Genomic DNA, 17,648 nt, shown 5'->3' with positions numbered 1-17,648 from the left:
TATGTCCGCTGTCGGCCCGGGTGATTAACCCACGGCCCCTTCCATCTGCAGCTCGATCAGGCGGTTCAGCTCCAGCGCGTACTCCATCGGGAGCTCCTTGGCGATCGGCTCGATGAAGCCGCGCACGATCATCGCCATCGCCTCGTCCTCGGTCAGGCCGCGGCTCATCAGGTAGAAGAGCTGGTCCTCGCTGACCTTGGAGACGGTCGCCTCGTGGCCCATGTTCACGTCGTCCTCGCGGATGTCGACGTACGGGTACGTGTCCGACCGGGAGATCGTGTCGACCAGCAGCGCGTCGCACTTGACCGTGCTCTTCGAGTGCGCGGAGCCCTCCAGCACCTGGACCAGGCCGCGGTACGACGTGCGGCCGCCGCCCCGGGCGATCGACTTCGACACGATCGTCGAGGAGGTGTGCGGCGCGGCGTGCACCATCTTGGCGCCGGAGTCCTGGTGCTGGCCCTCGCCGGCCATCGCGATCGACAGCACCTCGCCCTTGGCGTGCGGGCCGGTCATGTAGACGGCGGGGTACTTCATGGTCACCTTGGAGCCGATGTTGCCGTCGATCCACTCCATGGTCGCGCCCTCCTCGCAGGTGGCGCGCTTGGTGACCAGGTTGTACACGTTGTTCGACCAGTTCTGGATGGTCGTGTACCGGACCCGGGCGTTCTTCTTCACGATGATCTCGACGACCGCGGAGTGCAGCGAGTCGGACGAGTAGATCGGCGCCGTGCAGCCCTCGACGTAGTGCACGTAGCTGCCCTCGTCGGCGATGATCAGGGTCCGCTCGAACTGGCCCATGTTCTCCGTGTTGATCCGGAAGTAGGCCTGCAGCGGGATGTCGACGTGCACGCCCTTCGGCACGTAGATGAACGAGCCGCCGGACCAGACGCTGGTGTTCAGCGCGGCGAACTTGTTGTCACCGACCGGGATCACCGTGCCGAAGTACTCCTTGAAGATGTCCTCGTGCTGCTTGAGCGCGGTGTCGGTGTCCAGGAACAGCACACCCTGCGCCTCGAGGTCCTCACGGATCGCGTGGTAGACGACCTCCGACTCGTACTGCGCGGCGACACCGGCGACCAGGCGCTGCTTCTCCGCCTCCGGGATGCCGAGCTTGTCGTACGTCGCCTTGATGTCCTCCGGCAGCTCCTCCCAGGAGGCGGCCTGCTTCTCGGTGGAACGCACGAAGTACTTGATGTTCTGGAAGTCGATCCCGGTCAGGTCGGCGCCCCAGTTCGGCATCGGCTTGCGGTCGAACAGGCGCAGGCCCTTGAGCCGCAGGTCGAGCATCCACTGCGGCTCGCTCTTCTTCGCGGAGATGTCGCGCACCACGGCCTCGGACAGACCCCGCGTCGCGGCGGCACCGGCCACGTCGGCGTCGGCCCAGCCGTACTCGTACTTGCCGAGGGCGGCCAGGTGCTCTTCCTGAGTGACGATCTGGTCAGTCATCGCTATCTGTCCTAACCGTGGTTGCGGGGTTGTGCGTCGAGCCGGCCGGGATGTGCGTGGTGCACACCCCGTCGCCGTGCGCGATGGTGGCGAGGCGCTGCACGTGGGTGCCGATGAGCCGGGAGATGACTTCGGTCTCGGCGTCGCACAGCTGAGGGAACTCGGCGGCCACGTGTGCCACCGGGCAGTGGTGCTGGCACAGCTGCCCGCCGGACGCGATCGTGGTCGCGCTGGCAGCGTAGCCCTCGGCGGTCAGCGCGTCGGCGAGCGCCTCCGCCCGGGTGATCGGGTCGGCGCCGGCCTCGTCGAGGGCGGTGCGGCAGCGGTCCTCCAGCGCGCGGATCTGCGACCCGGCGAACGCGGTGACCGCCTCCGGCCCGTTGTGCTGCGCGATCCAGCGCAGCGCCGCGGCGGCGATGTTGTCGTAGTGGTGCGGCAGGCTCTCCCGGGCGGCGGCGGTCAGCACGAACGCCTTCGCCGGGCGACCGCGGCCGCGGGGCCCGGTGCGCCGCACCTCGCGGGTCTCGACCAGGTGGTCGGCGAGCATCGCGTCGAGGTGCTTGCGGATCGCCGCGGGGCTGAGACCGAGCTGGGCGCCGAGCTCGGCCGCGGTGGCCGCGCCGCGCTCCAGCAGCAGCCGGGCGACCCGGTCACGGGTGCGGCCGTCGGATGCCGCGGCTGACGCCGCCGCACCGTCTTTGGCCAGCACACCGTTTTTCACTACGCCAACGTTACGTATTTCCTCGGGAGCCTGCAAACCCGGCCCCGGTGATCCACCACACCGGCCCAAGGAGCAGGAAAAATCAAGATCGGATTCGCGCGTACGATTCCCCGGGTGAAGTTGTTGCCGACCCTCACCCGCCCGTTCGCCGCCTGGCTGCGCCCGCTCGCCCTGGCGACCCTGGTGGCCAACGTCGCGCTGATCGTCACCGGCGCGGCGGTCCGGCTCACCGACTCCGGCCTCGGCTGCCCCACCTGGCCCAAATGCACCGACGAGTCGTACACGACGACCGCCGCGATGGGCGTGCACGGCGCGATCGAGTTCGGCAACCGGCTGCTCGGTTTCGTGCTGGCCGCCCTGGCCATCGCCGGCTTCCTCGGCGCGCTCGGCCGGCGGCCCCGCCGCCGGTCGCTGGTCCGCCTCTCGGTCGCGGCCGGCCTCGGCGTCCCGATGCAGGCGGTGCTGGGCGGCATCACCGTGCTCACCCACCTCAACCCGTGGGTGGTCGGCTCGCACTTCCTGCTCTCGGTCGCGCTGATCACCGTCTCCTACGCCTTCTGGCGCCGGATCGACGACGGCGACGCCGCACCACGCGCCCTGGTCCCCGCGCCCCTGCGCCCGCTCGCCGCGATCACCGCCCTGGCCAGCCTGGCGGTCATCACGGTCGGCACGGTGGTCACCGGCAGCGGCCCGCACTCCGGCGACCGCGGCGCCAAGCGCAACGGCCTGGACCCGGCCGCCGTCTCCCAGGTCCACGCCGACCTGGTCTTCCTGCTGATCGGCCTCTCGGCGGCGCTGTGGTTCGCGCTGCGCGCGGTCCCGGCTCCGGACACCGCGGTCCGGGCGGCCGCGGTGCTGGTCGCCGTCGAGCTCGGTCAGGGTCTCATCGGCTTCGTCCAATATTTCACGCATCTGCCGGTCGTCCTGGTCGCCGCCCACATGCTCGGCGCCGGCCTGGTCTGGTGGGCGACGCTGGCGGTCCTCTGGTCCCTCCGGACGCGCGCCGCCGTCGCCGGCGACCTCGAGACCACGACGACGCCGGCTCCGGAACCGGTTCCGGCCGCATAGCGAGCCACCATCGAGATCAGGGCCGCATCGCAGATGGCGTACGCGCCGGCCGATGACCGATCGCCGCCCACCGGCGCGACCGGTCACGGCGATCGGCCGCTGCGCGTGCAGAAGGAATCGCCGCGCCCGTCCACAGCCGCCGTTCGGCGCGGTCGGCACGCCGACCCAGGCAGGCTGCCCTCGGTCGTACCGACAGACCGTGGAAGCCGGAACCGGCGGACGGTCAGAGACGCGCGAGGACGGCGTCGGCCAGACGGTCCGCGGCACCCGGAGCGGTGAGCAGGAACAGCCCCGGCTCGCTCAGCTCCAGCTCGATGACCTGCGGCGCCCCATCCGGACCGGGGATGACGTCAACCCGGGCATAGAGCAGCCGCTTCGACCCACCGGGCACCGCGGTGAGCGCCAGCCGGGCCACCTCCCGCTCCGCCTCGGATGCCGTCCGCGGCGTGATCTCCTCGCTGCCCACGTCGATGACGTGCTCGCCGGTCTGGCGCAGCATCGGCCCTTTCCGGATGGCATGGCTGAAGGCCAGCTCACCGGACTCGTCCGGGAAGAACAGCAGCGCCGTCTCCCCCTCGGTGGCGACCGCCGCCAGGTACGGCTGGACCATCGCGGTCCGCCCCTCAGCGGTCAGCCTGCCGACATGCGCCTGAGCCTGCGCCGCTTGAGCGGGCAGGCGGTAGCGAGCGGTGTCCTGGCTGCCGGCCGAGACTGTCGGCTTGACCACCCACTCACCGCTGGACGGCGGGGTCCAGGCCTCCCCGGGCCCGACGAAGCCGGTCGGGATGACCGGAACCCCCGCGGCGGCAAGCTCACCGATGTACCGCTTGTCGGTGTTCCAGACGATGATGTCCGCCGGGTTGAGCAGCCGCGGGACGCTCCGGGCCCAGGCGACGAACTGTTCGTGGCGGGCGACGTAGTCCCACGGGGAGCGGACCACGACCAGGTCGTAGCCCGCCCAGTCGGCGTCCGGCTCGTCCCAGCGGACGGCGTCGACGGCCACGCCGCGCGAGCGCAGGGCGTCGCGCAGCGGGTGGTCGTCGTCCCAGAGGTCGGGGAAGGCCGCGCAGGTGACCAGGGCGACCCGGCGGCCGGTGGGCATCAGCGCGCCATGCTCCGGCGCGCCATCGACCGCCACAGGTCGTTGCTGGGACGCATCTGCTCCAGGAGTTCGCGCTCCCACTCGTTCTCCACCTCGACGCCGGCGTGCTCGCACGCCTCGCGGGCGACACCGGTGTCCTGGGCGAACTGGTCGGACCACTCGCCGTCCCCGCCGACGAGGACGATGCGGGCGCCGCGCTTACCGACGTACTCGATGACCGCCTTGCAGCCGCCGTGACCGGCGGCGAAAGACTTGATCTCGGAGGTCAGCGTCATTACGGAACCTTCTGCCATGTCTCGCAGCCTAAGCAATCAGCGAGGGTTCCCGTGGTACCCGAGAGCCCTTTTGTGACTCCTGTTACCTGCGGGTTTGCCGATAGGACATATAGTTTTAAGCCAATAGCGCCCGATTTGCACGATTACCGGATTCCGTCGAACGAGTGACGGACAGTAGTTGACACGCATCACAATCCGGGCATCGTGTGCGACTTGTCCGTTGCGGTGTGTACCGACCGCGATCTCAGACCAGTGCGTCGACGGCGATCGCCATGAAGAGCACCGTCAGGTAGGTGATGGAGAGCTGGAACAGCCGCATCGGCTTCACCATGCCGCCGTTGCGGGTCTGGTAGACCAGCCGCACCGACTCGCCGAGGAACAGCACACCGGTGATCATCGCGGCCGAGCCGTAGATCCAGCCGAGCCCCAGCCCGGTCCCCAGCGGCCAGGCGGCCAGCGAGGAGGCGACGGTGAGCACGGTGTAGAGCAGGATCTCGAAGTTCACCCGGGCCACCGAGCGCACCACGGGAAGCATCGGGATGCCGGCCCGCGCGTAGTCATCCTTGTATTTGATGGCAAGCGCGTAGAAGTGCGGCATTTGCCAGAAGAAGACGACTGCGAACAACGCCCACCCCATCGGGGCGATCGATCCGGTCACCGCGGCCCACCCGATGACCACCGGAGCCGCCCCGCAGACGCCGCCCCAGAACGTGTTCGCCGGGGTCCGCCGCTTCAGCCAGAGCGTGTAGATCACGTCGTAGTAGAAGATCGAGAACGCGGTGAGTGCGGTCGCCAGCCAGTTGGTCAGCACCGCCATCAACGCCACCGAGACCACCGCCAGCGCCAGCCCGAAGATCAGCACCGCGCGGGGGCTGATCTGATGGCTGGGCAGCGGCCGCCGCTTGGTCCGCTTCATCAGCACGTCGATGTCGCGGTCGATGTAACAGTTCAACGCGCTCGCCGCGCCGCCCGCGAGAGCCCCGCCGACCAGCACCGCGAGGAAGGTGACCAGGTCGGGCCACCCGCCGGCGGCCAGCATCATCGTGGGCACCGTGGTGACCAGCAACAGCTCGACGATCGCCGGCTTGGTCAGAGCCAGGTAGGCCCGGAACACCGCCATCCGCTCACGTCGGGTCTCCTCGCGTGGCGCAGGCTCCGCCACGCCGGGCGACCGTCGCTGGACGGAACGCTCGGTGATCATGCTCACGGACAGCCACCTTCCGGCATTTGGACCAACTGGCGGCCGCATGCCGGGTGTCTGCTGACCCGGCCAAGCCGCCCGGACAGCCTACGCGCCACCGTCCCCGCTGCTCGGGGCACCCGGCGCGGGTGGAGGCCGTCACACCCCTCAACCGTGTGTCCGCTCACAGCGTATGTGCCTACGCCGTTCACTGCGCAGACGTTTAGCCCTACTGGATAGGGTCAAGCCGAAAAGGGTTCCAAAAATCCTGCCCGAGGAGCACAACAGACGTGGGTGCCAACGATTCAGCTCTCCATTGGTCCGACCTCGACCGCAAGGCGGTCGACACGGTCCGGGTCCTGGCCATGGATGCCGTCGAGAAGGCCGGCAACGGCCACCCCGGCACGGCCATGAGCCTGGCGCCGGCCGCCTACCTGCTGTTCAACCGCGTGATGCGGCATGACCCGACCGACCCGCACTGGGCGGGCCGCGACCGGTTCGTGCTCTCCTGCGGTCACTCCAGCCTCACCCTCTACATTCAGCTCTTCCTCAGTGGCTACAGCACCTCGCTGGACGACCTGAAGGCGCTGCGGCAGTGGGACTCGCTGACCCCGGGCCACCCCGAGTACGGTCACACCCCCGGCGTCGAGATCACCACCGGCCCGCTGGGCCAGGGCATCGGCAACGCGGTCGGCATGGCCATGGCGGCCCGCCGCGAGCGCGGCCTGTTCGACCCGCAGGCCGAGCCCGGCCGGTCCCCGTTCGACCACCAGATCTATGCGATCTGCTCGGACGGTGACATCGAGGAGGGCGTCAGCCACGAGTCGAGCGCCATCGCCGCGGTGCAGAAGCTCGGCAACCTCACGGTGATCTACGACGACAACCAGATCTCCATCGAGGACGACACCCGGATCGCCAAGTCCGAGGACGTCGGCGCCCGCTACGAGGCGTACGGCTGGCACGTGCAGACCGTCGACTGGCGCTCGTCCGACCCCTACGTGGAGGACGTGGAGGCGCTCTGGGACGCCATCCAGGCGGCCAAGGCGGTCACCGACAAGCCGTCGTTCATCGTGCTGAAGACGATCATCGGCTGGCCCGCGCCGAAGAAGCAGAACACCGGCAAGATCCACGGCTCCGCGCTGGGCAAGGACGAGATCACCGCCACCAAGGCGCTGCTCGGCTTCACCGACGAGCCGTTCGCCATCGACGACGAGGTGGTCAAGCACGCGCAGCAGGCGGTCGAGCGCGGCAAGGCGGCGCACGCCGAGTGGAACGAGGCGTTCGCCGCCTGGGGCTCGGCCAACGCCGAGGCCAAGGCGCTGTTCGAGCGGCTCGCGGCCAAGCGGCTGCCGGAGGGCTGGGCGGCCGCGCTGCCCGAGTTCCCGGCCGACGAGAAGGGCCTGGCCACCCGGGCCGCGTCCGGCAAGGTGCTGGAGGCGCTGGCGCCGGTGCTCCCGGAACTCTGGGGCGGCTCGGCCGACCTGGCGGAGAGCAACAACACCACGATGAAGGGCGAGCCGTCGTTCATCCCGGCCGAGTACGCGACCAAGGAGTTCCCCGGTCACGAGTACGGCCGCACGCTGCACTTCGGCATCCGTGAGCACGGCATGGGCTCGATCCTCAACGGCATCGCGGTGCACGGCGGCACCCGCCCGTACGGCGGCACCTTCCTGGTCTTCAGTGACTACATGCGCGGCGCGGTGCGGCTGTCCGCGCTGATGAAGCTGCCGGTCGTCTTCGTGTGGACGCACGACTCGATCGGTCTCGGCGAGGACGGCCCGACGCACCAGCCGATCGAGACGCTGACCGCGCTGCGCGCCATCGTCGGTCTCGACGTGGTCCGCCCGGCCGACGCCAACGAGACGGCGTGGGCCTGGCGGGGTGCCCTGGAGCACCACGACCGGCCGACCGCGCTGGCCCTGTCCCGGCAGAACCTGCCGACCCTGGACCGGTCGAAGTACGCCTCGGCCGAGGGCACCCTCAAGGGCGGCTACATCCTGTCCGAGGCGTCCTCGGGCACCCCGAAGGTGATCCTGATCGCTTCCGGCTCCGAGGTGGCGGTCTCCCTGACCGCGCAGGAGCGCCTGGAGGCCGAGGGCACCCCGACCCGGGTCGTCTCGATGCCCTGCCAGGAGTGGTTCTTCCAGCAGGACACCGCGTACCAGCAGGAGGTCCTGCCGCACGGGGTGAAGGCGCGGGTCACCGTCGAGGCCGGCATCCGGATGAGCTGGGACCGCCTGCTCGGCGACGCCGGCGAGGCGGTCTCGATCGAGCACTACGGCGCCAGCGCGCCCGCCAAGATCCTCTTCGAGCAGTTCGGGTTCACCGCGGACAACATCGTGGCGAAGGCCAACGCCTCGCTGGCCAAGGTCGGCGTGATCACCGGTCACACGACCGGCAACTGACAGGAGTTGAAGGTAATGACCGACAGACTGGCAGAGCTGTCCGCGCAGGGTGTGGCGGTCTGGCTCGACGACCTCTCCCGGGTCCGCCTGACCAGCGGCTCGCTCGACAAGATGCGGCGTGAGCAGCACATGGTCGGGGTCACCACGAACCCGAGCATCTTCCAGAAGGCGCTGTCCGACGCGGACGCCTACGACGAACAGCTGCGCGACCTGGCCGCCCAGCGGGTCACCGTGGAGGAGGCGGTCCGGCTGATGACCGCCGCCGACGTGCGGGCCGCGGCCGACGTGCTGCGCCCGGCGTACGACGCGTCCGACGGCGTGGACGGCCGGGTCTCGATCGAGGTGGACCCGCGCAAGGCGCACGAGGCGGAGGCGACCGTCGCCGAGGCCAAGACCCTGTGGTGGCTCGTCGACCGGCCGAACCTGTACATCAAGATCCCGGCCACCATGGACGGCCTGCCGGCGATCACCGCGACCCTGGCCGCCGGGATCAGCGTCAACGTCACGCTGATCTTCTCGCTGGAGCGGTACCGCGCGGTGATGGACGCCTTCCTGTCCGGCCTGGAGCAGGCGAAGGCGAACGGCCACGACCTGTCCAAGATCGGCTCGGTCGCCTCGTTCTTCGTCTCCCGGGTGGACTCGGAGGTCGACAAGCGGCTCGACAAGATCGGCAGCGACGAGGCCAAGGCGCTCAAGGGCAAGGCCGCGATCGCCAACGCCCGGCTCGCCTACGAGGCGTACGAGGAGGTCTTCGGCACCGACCGGTGGACCGCCCTCAAGCAGGCCGGCGCGCACCCGCAGCGTCCGCTGTGGGCCTCCACCTCGACGAAGAACCCGGACTTCCCGGACACCATCTACGTCGAGGAGCTGATCGCGCCCGGCACGGTGAACACCATGCCCGAGTCGGTCATCGTGGCGTACGCCGACCACGGCACCACCCGCGGCGACACGGTCACCGGCAACTACGCCGACGCCAAGCAGGTCTTCGCCGACCTGGCGAAGGTCGGCGTGGACTTCGACGACGTGGTCAAGGTGCTCGAGGAGGAGGGCGTCGAGAAGTTCGAGTCGGCGTGGAAGGACCTGCTCGAGGGCGTCACCAAGTCACTGAAGGCGGCGGCCGGCGGCGCGGAGAACCCGAGCGACGCGGCCTGATTGTTGTCCCGGCGCGGCCTGTCGCGGAACACTCCGCGACAGGCCGCTCCCTTGGCGAAAAACTGGCAGGATGGCAACGTGGGTAATCCGCTGCGCACCGCACAGGACCGACGCCTTCCGCGGATTCCGGAGCCCTGCGCTCTGGTGATCTTCGGGGTCACCGGTGACCTGTCCCGTAAGAAGCTCATCCCGGCCGTGTACGACCTGGCCAACCGAGGCCTGTTGCCCCCCGGCTTCGTGGTGGTGGGCTTCGCCCGGGCCGACTGGGGTGACGGTGACTTCGAGTCGCTGGCCTACGCCGCCGCCAAGAAGGGCGCTCGCACGCCCTGGCGGGAGGACGTCTGGCAGCGGCTGTCGAGCCAGTTCCAGTTCGTGCCCGGCTCGTTCGACGACGACGCCGACTTCGACAAACTCTCCGAGACCCTGGACCAGCTGCGCGAGCGCAACGGCATCCAGGGCAACACGGCCTTCTACTTCTCGATCCCGCCGGCCGCCTTCCCGCTGGTGCTCAACCAGCTGAACCGGACCGGCCTGGCGGACAGCGCGAAACTCGGCGGCTGGCGCCGGGTGGTGGTGGAGAAGCCGTTCGGCAACGACCTGCAGACCGCGGTCGCGCTGAACGCGCTGGTCGACGACGTGTTCAACCCCGCCGACGTCTACCGGATCGACCACTACCTGGGCAAGGAGACGGTCCAGAACATCCTGGCCCTGCGCTTCGCCAACAGCCTGTTCGAGCCGGTGTGGAATTCCAAGTACGTCGACTCGGTGCAGATCACCATGGCCGAGGACGTCGGCATCGGCACCCGGGCCGCCTTCTACGACGCCTCCGGCGCCGCCCGCGACGTGCTGCAGAACCACCTGCTGCAGCTGCTCGCGCTGGTCGGCATGGAGGAGCCGACGAGCTTCGACCCGCAGGAGGTGCGGGCCGAGAAGCTGAAGGTGCTCAAGGCGATCAGCCTGCCGGCCGACATCGCGTCCGGCTCGGTCCGCGGCCAATACCTGCCGGGCTGGGTCGCCGGCGAGCGCGCGGTGGGCTACCTGGAGGAGAAGAACATCCCGGCCGACTCGACGACCGAGACGTACGTCGCGGTCCGGCTCGGCATCCAGAACCGGCGCTGGGCCGGCGTGCCGTTCTACGTCCGGGTCGGCAAGCGGATGCCGCGGCGGGTCACCGAGATCGCGATCCTGTTCAAGAAGGCGCCGCACCTGCCGTTCGACCCGGCCGACGTGGAGATGCTGGGCAACAACCAGCTGGTCATCCGGGTCCAGCCGGACGAGGGCGTGGTGCTCAAGTTCGGATCGAAGGTGCCCGGCACGGCCATGGAGGTCCGCGACATCGCGATGGACTTCCAGTACGGCGAGGCGTTCACCGAGTCCAGCCCCGAGGCGTACGAACGCCTGGTCCTCGACGTCCTGATCGGCGACCGCACGCTGTTCCCGGACGCCGCCGAGGTGGAGCAGTCCTGGCGGGTCATCGACCCGCTGGAGGCCGCCTGGGCGGGTACCACGCCGGAGCCGTACCGCGCCGGCGAGTGGGGTCCGCGGGCCTCCGACGAGTTGCTGGAACGCGAAGGCCGTGCCTGGAGGCGAGCATGATCGGGCTGTGGGACACCACCGGCAACGAGGTGGTCAAGGCGCTGGCCGCGGAGCGGCGCAGCGCCGGCGGCGTGGCCTCCGGGCTGGCGCTCACGCTGATCGCGGTGGTCGAGGAGAAGAAGGTCCGGGAGGCCGAGGCGGCCGCCACGATAGCGGCGGCGGCCCACCCGTGCCGGGTGCTGATCGTGGTCCGCTCCGACCTGGACGGCCGCAGCCGGCTGGACGCGGAGATCGTGGTCGGCGGCCGGCTGGGCCCGGCCGAGGCGGTCGTGATGCGGATGTACGGGCGGCTCGCGCTGCACGCCGAGTCGGTGGTCATCCCGCTGCTCGCGCCGGACGTCCCGGTGGTCACCTGGTGGCACGAGGAGCCGCCGGACTCGATCGCCAACGACTTCCTGGGTGTCGTCTCGGAACGCCGGATCACCGACAGCGCGCAGGCGCCCGACCCGGTGGCCGCGCTGCGCCAGCGGGCGGCCGACTATGCCCCCGGTGACACCGACCTCACCTGGACCCGGATCACGCTGTGGCGCACCCTGGTGGCCGGCGCCTTCGACACCACCGAGGCCCGGGTGACCGGCGCCCGGATCGTGGCCCCGGAGAAGGACCCGACCGCGTGGCTGATGCTCGGCTGGCTCAAGTCCCGACTGGGCATCGAGCCGGTGCTGGAGCACACCGACCGCGCCCCGCGGATGCACTCGGTGGAGCTGCAGTGCGAGAACGGCGACTGTGTCCGGGTCACCCGCGAGGAGGGCACCGCGCTGTTCAGCCGCACCGGTCAGGAGGACCGGTACATGCCGCTGCCGAAGCGGCCGGTCGGTGACGAGCTCGCCGAGGAGCTGCGCCGGCTGGACGCGGACCAGATCTACGCCGAGGCGCTGGGGGCGATGGCGGGGCTGTCCGGGCTGGACAACCGGCCGGCGGCCCGGGTGCACGTGTGGAAGGACCCGGCACTGGCGGCGCGGGCGGCCAGCACCACCGACGCGATGGCCGGCTAGCACATTTTTCGTTCAGGTTGGGCCGTCCGCCACCGGTGGGCGGCCCTTCCGGCAAAGGAGAGCCCCTGTGAGTGAGACCTTGGTCGTGGTGGTCCCGGACGCCGACATCCTGGCGTCCACGGTGGCGGCCCGGCTGGTCGTCCGGATCATCGACGCGCAGGCCGCCCGCGGCTCGGCGAGCGTGGTGCTGACCGGCGGCCGGGTGGCCGCCAAGGTGCTGCGCCAGCTGGGTGAGCTGCCGGCCGCCGCGGCGATCGACTGGTCCCGGGTGGACCTGTGGTGGGGCGACGAGCGTTTCCTGCCGGCCGGCGACCCGGACCGCAACGAGACCCAGGCGCGCGAGGCGGTCCTGGACGCGCTGCCGCTCGACCCGGCCCGGGTGCACGCCATGCCGGCCACCGACGGCCCGGACGGCGACGACGCGGACGCGGCCGCCGCCCGGTACGCGGCCGAGGTGACCGCCGCGGGCGCGCACTTCGACGTGCTGATGCTGGGCGTGGGCGAGGACGGCCACGTGGCGTCCCTGTTCCCCGGGCACCCGGTGCTGGCCGCCCAGGGCGTGGCGGTCGCCACGTACGACAGCCCGAAGCCGCCGCCGACCCGGATCACCCTGACCCTGGACACCATCCGGCGGGCCGGCGAGGTGTGGCTGGTGGCGGCCGGCCCGGACAAGGCGGAACCGATCGGCGCCGCACTGCGGGGCGCTGACCTGCCGGCCGCGCACGCCGTCGGCGTACACCGGACGCTGTTCCTTCTTGACCAGGCCGCCGCCGCGAAGCGCTAAGGCCGGGTCGAGATCTGCTGGACCGCCCAGCTGTTGCCGTCCGGGTCCTCGAAGAAGAAGAACCCGACGTTGTCCAGCGGATGCGGGGTCGGGCCGGGGTTCTCCCCCAGCGTCGTCACGTCGCTGACCCCGACCCCGCGCTCGACCAGCTCGGCGTGCGCCGCCTCGATGTCGTTGACCACCAGTTGCAGGCCGCGCAGCGAGCCGGCCGGCATCTGCGGCACCGCGCCCTTGCCGATCACGATCGAGCAGCCGCTGCCCGGCGGGGTGATCTGCACGATCCGCACCTGGTCGCCCATCACGATGTCGTGGTCGACGGTGAAGCCGAGCTGCTCGGCATAGAACTTCTTCGCCCGGTCGATGTCGGACACCGGAACGACGACCACCTCAAGAGTCCAGTTCATGGCCACCATGCTGCCATCCGTAGACTCCGGCAGGTGTCCGCAACGATTCGCGCCTACCGATCGAGCGACCTTGACGCCATCTACGACATCTGTGTCCGCACCGGCGACGCCGGGCGGGACGCCCGCGGGAAGCACAGCTCGGACCGCCTGCTCGGGGACATCTGGGCCGCGCCGTACGTGATCCTGGAGCCGGAGCACGCGCACGTGCTGGACGACGGGACCGGCCGGGCGGTCGGCTACATCATCGGCACCGCGGACACCGAGAAGTTCGTCCGCCGATACCGCGACGAGTGGCTGCCGGCCACCGCCGACCGGCTGACCGGCGGCGACCCGCGCGACGAGCTGATGCTGAGCCTGCACCGGCGCCCGGAGCGGATGCTGCACCCGGCGCTCGCCGCCTACCCCGCGCACCTGCACATCGACCTGCTGCCGGAATGGCAGGGCCGGGGGCAGGGGCGCGGGCTGATGGCGGCGTTCCTGGCCGGGCTACGGGCGGCCGGAGTGTCCCGGGTGCACCTGGGCATGTCCCCGGAGAACCAGGGGGCGTACGCGTTCTATCACCGGCTGGGTTTCCGCGACCTGCCGGTCGACGACGACCCGGGCGCGCTCTATCTGGGCCGGAACACGGGTCCGCTCTAGCGGCCGCGGCGCTGGCGCAGCTTGGCGAGCGCCTCCTCGAGGATGGCGGCGCCGTCCTCCTCCGAGCGGCGCTCCTTCACATAGGCCAGGTGCGACTTGTACGGCTCGGTGCGGGAGCGCCCCGGCGGCCGCTCCCGGTCCAGTCCGGCCGGCTGCCCGCAGCGGGGGCAGTCCCAGGTGTCCGGGGCCGGCGCCTCGGCGGCGAACCAGATGAGGCTGTCATGGCCCGCGGCGCAGAAGTATTTCACCTGCCGGCGCGGGGCGGGCTCGGTGCGCTCGTCGGGGCGCATCGGGCTGGAGCCGATGCGGCTGCCACGAATGGCGCTGCCACTGGACACGGACGTCACTCCTGTCACTGGGGGAAACCGTCGGGGACGGTGCGAAAAAATGCCGCACGGCCGGAGCTAACCGGCCGCGCGGCAGATTGTACGACTCTACTTACGGGTCAGGAACCCGTCTTGCTCTTCAGCCAGAAACCCATGCCCACGATGCACGCGAACCAGAGGACGCCGACCAGGACCGTGTAGCGGTCCAGGTTCTTCTCCGCGACCGAGGAGCCGGCCAGGCTGGAGGTCACGCCGCCGCCGAACATGCTGGACATGCCGCCGCCCTTGCCGCGGTGCAGCAGGATCAGCAGGGTCAGCAGAATGCTGGTGATGATCAGCAACACGATCAACGTGTACGCGAATCCGATCGGCATGGTCGGGTTCATTCCTCTCGAAGGGCACAGCAGCGGTCCCACAATAGCGGGTGCCCGGCCGTTTCCCACGGCCGGGCACGCGCTCCGCGCAATCAGCGTGCGACGTGCTCCGGGAATCGCACGATGGAGGCGAACTCCTCGGCGTCCAGGCTGGCGCCGCCGACCAGGGCGCCGTCGACGTCCGGCTGCGCCATGATCTGGGCGATGTTCGCGGCCTTGACCGATCCGCCGTACTGGATGCGGACCGCCTCGGCCACGTCGGCGCCGAACTTCTCGGTCAGGCGGGCACGGATCGCTCCGCACACCTCCTGCGCGTCGTCCGGCGTCGCGGTCTTGCCGGTGCCGATCGCCCAGACCGGCTCGTACGCGATGACGATCTGCTTGATCTGGTCTTCCTTGAGCCCGTCCAGGCCGGCGTCGACCTGCGCGGTGCAGTGCGCGACGTGGCCGGACTCCTCACGGACGGCCAGGCCCTCACCGACGCAGAAGATCGGGGTCAGGCCGGCCGCGAAGGCCGCCTTGATCTTCGCGTTGATCAGCTCGTCGGACTCCTCGTGGTACTCCCGGCGCTCGGAGTGGCCGATCACCACGTAGGTGCAGCCCAGCTTCGCCAGCATCGAGCCGGCGATCTCCCCGGTGTACGCGCCGGAAGCGTGCTTCGAGATGTCCTGGGCGCCGTACCGGATCGTGAGCTTGTCGCCCTCGATCGCGGTCTGCACGGTGCGCAGGTCGGTGAACGGCGGCAGCACGACCGCCTCCACCCTGTCGAGCTGCTCGCCGGTCAGGCTCGCCGCCAGCTTCTGGACCAGCAGATTCGCCTCGTAGTGGTTGAGGTTCATCTTCCAGTTGCCGGCGATGATCGGCTTGCGGGTCACGTCACCCATCACTTCTCCAGAGCGGCGACGCCCGGCAGCGTCTTGCCTTCGAGGTACTCCAGGGACGCGCCCCCGCCGGTGGAGATGTGGCCGAACGCGGTCTCGTCCAGGCCCAGCGTGCGGACCGCGGCGGCCGAGTCGCCGCCGCCGACGACCGAGAAGCCGTCGATCTTGGTGATCGCCTCGGCGACGCCGCGGGTGCCGGCGGCGAACGGGGCGAGCTCGAAGACGCCCATCGGGCCGTTCCAGAACACGGTCTTCGCACCGGCGATCGCCGACGCGAACAGCTCCGTCGACTTCGGGCCGATGTCGAGGCCCAGGCGGTCGGCCGGGATCGCGGACGCCGCGACCACGTCGTGCTGCGCGTCCGCGGAGAACTCCGTGGCCGCGACGACGTCGACGGGCAGGACGATCCGGCCCTGCGCCTGCTCCAGCAGATCGGCGCAGACGGCCACCATCTCGTCCTCGAGCAGTGACTTCCCGACCTCGTGGCCCTGGGCCTTGAGGAAGGTGAAGCACATCCCGCCACCGACGAGGAGCTTGTCCACCTTCGGCAGCAGCGCCTGGATCACGGCGAGCTTGTCGGAGACCTTCGAGCCGCCGAGCACCACGACGTACGGCTTCTCGGGGGTCTCGGACACCTTGCGGAGGACCTCGACCTCCTTGACGACCAGGCCACCCGCGAAGTGCGGCAGGCGGGCCGCGACGTCGTACACCGAGGCGTGCTTGCGGTGCACGGCGCCGAAGGCATCGTCGACGTAGAAGTCGGCGAACGCCGCCAGCTGGTCGGCGAACGCCCCGCGAACCGCGTCGTCCTTCGCGGTCTCGCCCTCGTTGAACCGCAGGTTCTCCAGGAGCAGCACCTGGCCGTCCTGCAGCGCCTGCACGGCAGCCGACGCGGACGGGCCGACGGTGTCCTCGGCGAAGAGCACGTCCGACCCCAGCAGCTCACCCAGACGGGCGGCGACCGGCGCGAGCGTGTACTTCGGGTCCGGCGCGCCCTTCGGGCGGCCCAGGTGGGACGCCACGATCACCTTGGCGCCCGCGTCACGCAGGGCGATCAGCGTCGGCAGCACCGCGCGGGCGCGGCCGTCGTCGCTGATGACGCCCGGGTTGCTCTTGTCGAAGGGCACGTTCAGGTCGGCGCGCACGAAGACGCGCCGACCCGAGACACCCTCGCCGAGCAGGTCGTCGAGAGTCTTCAAGATCAGGCTCCGACGAGCTGGACCAGGTTGACGAGGCGGTTCGAGTAGCCCCACTCGTTGTCGTACCAGCCGACGACCTTGACCTGGTTGCCGCCGATGACCTTGGTCAGGCCGGCGTCGAAGATGCAGGAGGCCGGGTCGGTGACGATGTCGGCCGACACGATCGGGTCCTCGGTGTAGACCAGGATGCCCTTGAGCGCGCCCTCGGCGGCGGCCTTGATCGCGGCGTTGACCTCGTCGACCGTGGTGTCCCGGGCGGCGGTGAAGGTCAGGTCGGTGGCCGAGCCGGTCGGGATCGGCACGCGCAGCGCGAAGCCGTCCAGCTTGCCCTTGAGCTCGGGGAGCACCAGGCTGACGGCCTTGGCGGCACCGGTCGAGGTGGGCACGATGTTCAGCGCGGCGGCGCGGGCGCGACGCAGGTCGCTGTGCGGGCCGTCCTGCAGGTTCTGGTCCTGGGTGTACGCGTGGATCGTGGTCATCAGACCCTTTTCGATCCCGATCGTGTCGTTCAGGACCTTCGCCATCGGGGCGAGGCAGTTGGTGGTGCAGGACGCGTTCGAGATGATCGTGTGCTTGGCGGCGTCGTACAGGCCGTCGTTGACACCCATCACGATCGTGATGTCCTCGTTCTTGGCCGGAGCCGAGATGATGACCTTCTTGGCGCCCTTGTCGATGTGCGCCTTGGCCTTGGTGGCGTCGGTGAAGAAGCCGGTCGACTCGATCACGACGTCGGCACCCAGGTCGCCCCACGGCAGGTTGTTCGGGTCGCGCTCGGCGAACGCCTTGAAGGTGTTGCCACCGACGGTGATCTCGTCGGCGGTGGCCTTCACCTCGTGCGGCAGACGGCCCAGGATGCTGTCGTACTTGAGCAGGTGCGCCAGCGTGGCGTTGTCGGTCAGGTCGTTCACGCCGACGATCTGGATGTCGGCCCCGGAGGCGAGCGCCGCCCGGAAGAAGTTACGACCGATGCGGCCGAAGCCGTTGATGCCAACCCGGATGGTCACAGGTGGTCTCCTCATTTCGGTCCGCCGGATTCTGCGACCGGCGGAGAGTCTCGTGCCGACCGTTTTGAGGGGCCCGCACAGGGCGTCCAGCCGCCGC

At 70.1% G+C, this 17,648-nt stretch carries 18 protein-coding genes; 7 read left to right on the top strand and 11 right to left on the bottom strand.

Features of this window, described 5'->3' with window-relative positions:
* Nucleotides 1–24: 24 nt before the first annotated feature.
* Nucleotides 25–1,446: a Fe-S cluster assembly protein SufB gene (gene sufB, locus ACSP50_RS08935; protein ID WP_014688841.1), complete on the bottom strand. Its 1,422-nt coding sequence runs from the start codon at nucleotides 1,444–1,446 to the stop codon at nucleotides 25–27.
* Complete coding sequence (locus tag ACSP50_RS08930) at nucleotides 1,439–2,167, bottom strand: metalloregulator ArsR/SmtB family transcription factor (protein ID WP_014688840.1); 729 nt, start codon at nucleotides 2,165–2,167, stop codon at nucleotides 1,439–1,441. The genes sufB and ACSP50_RS08930 overlap by 8 nt, the downstream gene beginning before the upstream one ends.
* A gap of 114 nt (nucleotides 2,168–2,281) precedes the next feature.
* On the opposite strand from ACSP50_RS08930, the gene ACSP50_RS08925 reads away from it, so the two are divergent.
* A complete protein-coding gene (locus ACSP50_RS08925; protein ID WP_014688839.1) occupies nucleotides 2,282–3,235 on the top strand; it encodes a heme A synthase in 954 nt (317 codons plus the stop codon).
* A 223-nt stretch (nucleotides 3,236–3,458) separates the two neighbouring features.
* On the opposite strand, the gene ACSP50_RS08920 is transcribed toward ACSP50_RS08925, so the two are convergent.
* From ACSP50_RS08920 to ACSP50_RS08910, 3 genes are all read right to left on the bottom strand, one after another.
* Entirely contained in the window at nucleotides 3,459–4,337 is an 879-nt protein-coding gene (locus tag ACSP50_RS08920; RefSeq protein ID WP_014688838.1) for a RimK family alpha-L-glutamate ligase, read from the bottom strand.
* A complete protein-coding gene (locus ACSP50_RS08915) occupies nucleotides 4,337–4,630 on the bottom strand; it encodes a hypothetical protein (RefSeq protein WP_043511065.1) in 294 nt (97 codons plus the stop codon). Before ACSP50_RS08915 ends, ACSP50_RS08920 begins: the two co-directional genes overlap by 1 nt.
* Nucleotides 4,631–4,856: 226 nt before the next feature.
* Nucleotides 4,857–5,813 (bottom strand): heme o synthase, encoded by a 957-nt coding sequence (locus ACSP50_RS08910; protein WP_085945552.1) that lies wholly within the window; start codon nucleotides 5,811–5,813, stop codon nucleotides 4,857–4,859.
* 344 nt (nucleotides 5,814–6,157) lie between these two features.
* Here ACSP50_RS08910 and tkt point away from each other — a divergent pair, with 344 nt between their 5' ends.
* The 5 genes from tkt (at nucleotide 6,158) to pgl (ending at nucleotide 12,724) form a co-directional block, all read left to right on the top strand.
* Entirely contained in the window at nucleotides 6,158–8,197 is a 2,040-nt protein-coding gene (gene tkt / locus ACSP50_RS08905; RefSeq protein WP_231957015.1) for a transketolase, read from the top strand.
* 15 nt (nucleotides 8,198–8,212) lie between these two features.
* Nucleotides 8,213–9,349 (top strand): transaldolase, encoded by a 1,137-nt coding sequence (gene tal, locus ACSP50_RS08900; RefSeq protein ID WP_014688834.1) that lies wholly within the window; start codon nucleotides 8,213–8,215, stop codon nucleotides 9,347–9,349.
* Nucleotides 9,350–9,427: 78 nt separating this feature from the next.
* The gene (gene zwf, locus ACSP50_RS08895) at nucleotides 9,428–10,945 is read left to right on the top strand and encodes a glucose-6-phosphate dehydrogenase (RefSeq protein ID WP_014688833.1); all 1,518 of its coding nucleotides are present in this window, start codon (nucleotides 9,428–9,430) and stop codon (nucleotides 10,943–10,945) included.
* The gene (locus ACSP50_RS08890) at nucleotides 10,942–11,940 is read left to right on the top strand and encodes a glucose-6-phosphate dehydrogenase assembly protein OpcA (RefSeq protein ID WP_014688832.1); all 999 of its coding nucleotides are present in this window, start codon (nucleotides 10,942–10,944) and stop codon (nucleotides 11,938–11,940) included. Before zwf ends, ACSP50_RS08890 begins: the two co-directional genes overlap by 4 nt.
* 67 nt (nucleotides 11,941–12,007) lie before the next feature.
* Nucleotides 12,008–12,724, top strand: a complete 717-nt coding sequence (gene pgl, locus ACSP50_RS08885; RefSeq protein ID WP_014688831.1) for a 6-phosphogluconolactonase — start codon at nucleotides 12,008–12,010, stop codon at nucleotides 12,722–12,724.
* Here pgl and ACSP50_RS08880 read toward each other — a convergent pair.
* Nucleotides 12,721–13,128 carry a VOC family protein gene (locus tag ACSP50_RS08880; protein WP_043513779.1) on the bottom strand — a complete coding sequence of 136 codons (408 nt, stop codon included), beginning with the start codon at nucleotides 13,126–13,128 and terminating at the stop codon, nucleotides 12,721–12,723. The genes pgl and ACSP50_RS08880 overlap by 4 nt on opposite strands.
* Nucleotides 13,129–13,161: 33 nt before the next feature.
* On the opposite strand from ACSP50_RS08880, the gene ACSP50_RS08875 reads away from it, so the two are divergent.
* Nucleotides 13,162–13,767 carry an N-acetyltransferase gene (locus ACSP50_RS08875; RefSeq protein ID WP_014688829.1) on the top strand — a complete coding sequence of 202 codons (606 nt, stop codon included), beginning with the start codon at nucleotides 13,162–13,164 and terminating at the stop codon, nucleotides 13,765–13,767.
* On the opposite strand, the gene ACSP50_RS08870 is transcribed toward ACSP50_RS08875, so the two are convergent.
* The 5 genes from ACSP50_RS08870 to gap all read right to left on the bottom strand — a co-directional run bounded on the left by ACSP50_RS08870 (nucleotide 13,764) and on the right by gap (nucleotide 17,551).
* Nucleotides 13,764–14,105, bottom strand: a complete 342-nt coding sequence (locus tag ACSP50_RS08870) for an RNA polymerase-binding protein RbpA (protein ID WP_014688828.1) — start codon at nucleotides 14,103–14,105, stop codon at nucleotides 13,764–13,766. The genes ACSP50_RS08875 and ACSP50_RS08870 overlap by 4 nt on opposite strands.
* Nucleotides 14,106–14,212: 107 nt before the next feature.
* Complete coding sequence (gene secG / locus ACSP50_RS08865) at nucleotides 14,213–14,467, bottom strand: preprotein translocase subunit SecG (protein WP_014688827.1); 255 nt, start codon at nucleotides 14,465–14,467, stop codon at nucleotides 14,213–14,215.
* A gap of 92 nt (nucleotides 14,468–14,559) precedes the next feature.
* Entirely contained in the window at nucleotides 14,560–15,351 is a 792-nt protein-coding gene (tpiA, locus tag ACSP50_RS08860; RefSeq protein ID WP_014688826.1) for a triose-phosphate isomerase, read from the bottom strand.
* A complete protein-coding gene (gene pgk, locus ACSP50_RS08855; RefSeq protein ID WP_043513777.1) occupies nucleotides 15,351–16,553 on the bottom strand; it encodes a phosphoglycerate kinase in 1,203 nt (400 codons plus the stop codon). Before pgk ends, tpiA begins: the two co-directional genes overlap by 1 nt.
* Nucleotides 16,550–17,551, bottom strand: coding sequence for a type I glyceraldehyde-3-phosphate dehydrogenase (gap, locus tag ACSP50_RS08850; protein ID WP_014688824.1), 1,002 nt, complete (start codon nucleotides 17,549–17,551; stop codon nucleotides 16,550–16,552). The genes pgk and gap overlap by 4 nt, the downstream gene beginning before the upstream one ends.
* Between the last annotated feature and the right edge of the window lie 97 nt (nucleotides 17,552–17,648).

This window comes from Actinoplanes sp. SE50/110 (assembly GCF_900119315.1).
Taxonomy (GTDB): domain Bacteria; phylum Actinomycetota; class Actinomycetes; order Mycobacteriales; family Micromonosporaceae; genus Actinoplanes.
The sequence above is the reverse complement of the archived record's forward strand: the minus strand, read 5'-3'. Positions and strand labels throughout refer to the sequence as shown.

Excerpts from the sequence above, each read along its gene's own strand:
- sufB (WP_014688841.1), bottom strand. The coding sequence starts at position 1,446 with ATGACTGACCAGATCGTCACTCAGGAAGAGCACCTGGCCGCCCTCGGC.
- ACSP50_RS08920 (WP_014688838.1), bottom strand. The coding sequence starts at position 4,337 with ATGCCCACCGGCCGCCGGGTCGCCCTGGTCACCTGCGCGGCCTTCCCC.
- ACSP50_RS08915 (WP_043511065.1), bottom strand. The coding sequence starts at position 4,630 with ATGGCAGAAGGTTCCGTAATGACGCTGACCTCCGAGATCAAGTCTTTC.
- ACSP50_RS08910 (WP_085945552.1), bottom strand. The coding sequence starts at position 5,813 with ATGATCACCGAGCGTTCCGTCCAGCGACGGTCGCCCGGCGTGGCGGAG.
- tkt (WP_231957015.1), top strand. The coding sequence starts at position 6,158 with ATGGATGCCGTCGAGAAGGCCGGCAACGGCCACCCCGGCACGGCCATG.
- tal (WP_014688834.1), top strand. The coding sequence starts at position 8,213 with ATGACCGACAGACTGGCAGAGCTGTCCGCGCAGGGTGTGGCGGTCTGG.
- ACSP50_RS08890 (WP_014688832.1), top strand. The coding sequence starts at position 10,942 with ATGATCGGGCTGTGGGACACCACCGGCAACGAGGTGGTCAAGGCGCTG.
- ACSP50_RS08880 (WP_043513779.1), bottom strand. The coding sequence starts at position 13,128 with ATGAACTGGACTCTTGAGGTGGTCGTCGTTCCGGTGTCCGACATCGAC.
- secG (WP_014688827.1), bottom strand. The coding sequence starts at position 14,467 with ATGCCGATCGGATTCGCGTACACGTTGATCGTGTTGCTGATCATCACC.
- tpiA (WP_014688826.1), bottom strand. The coding sequence starts at position 15,351 with ATGGGTGACGTGACCCGCAAGCCGATCATCGCCGGCAACTGGAAGATG.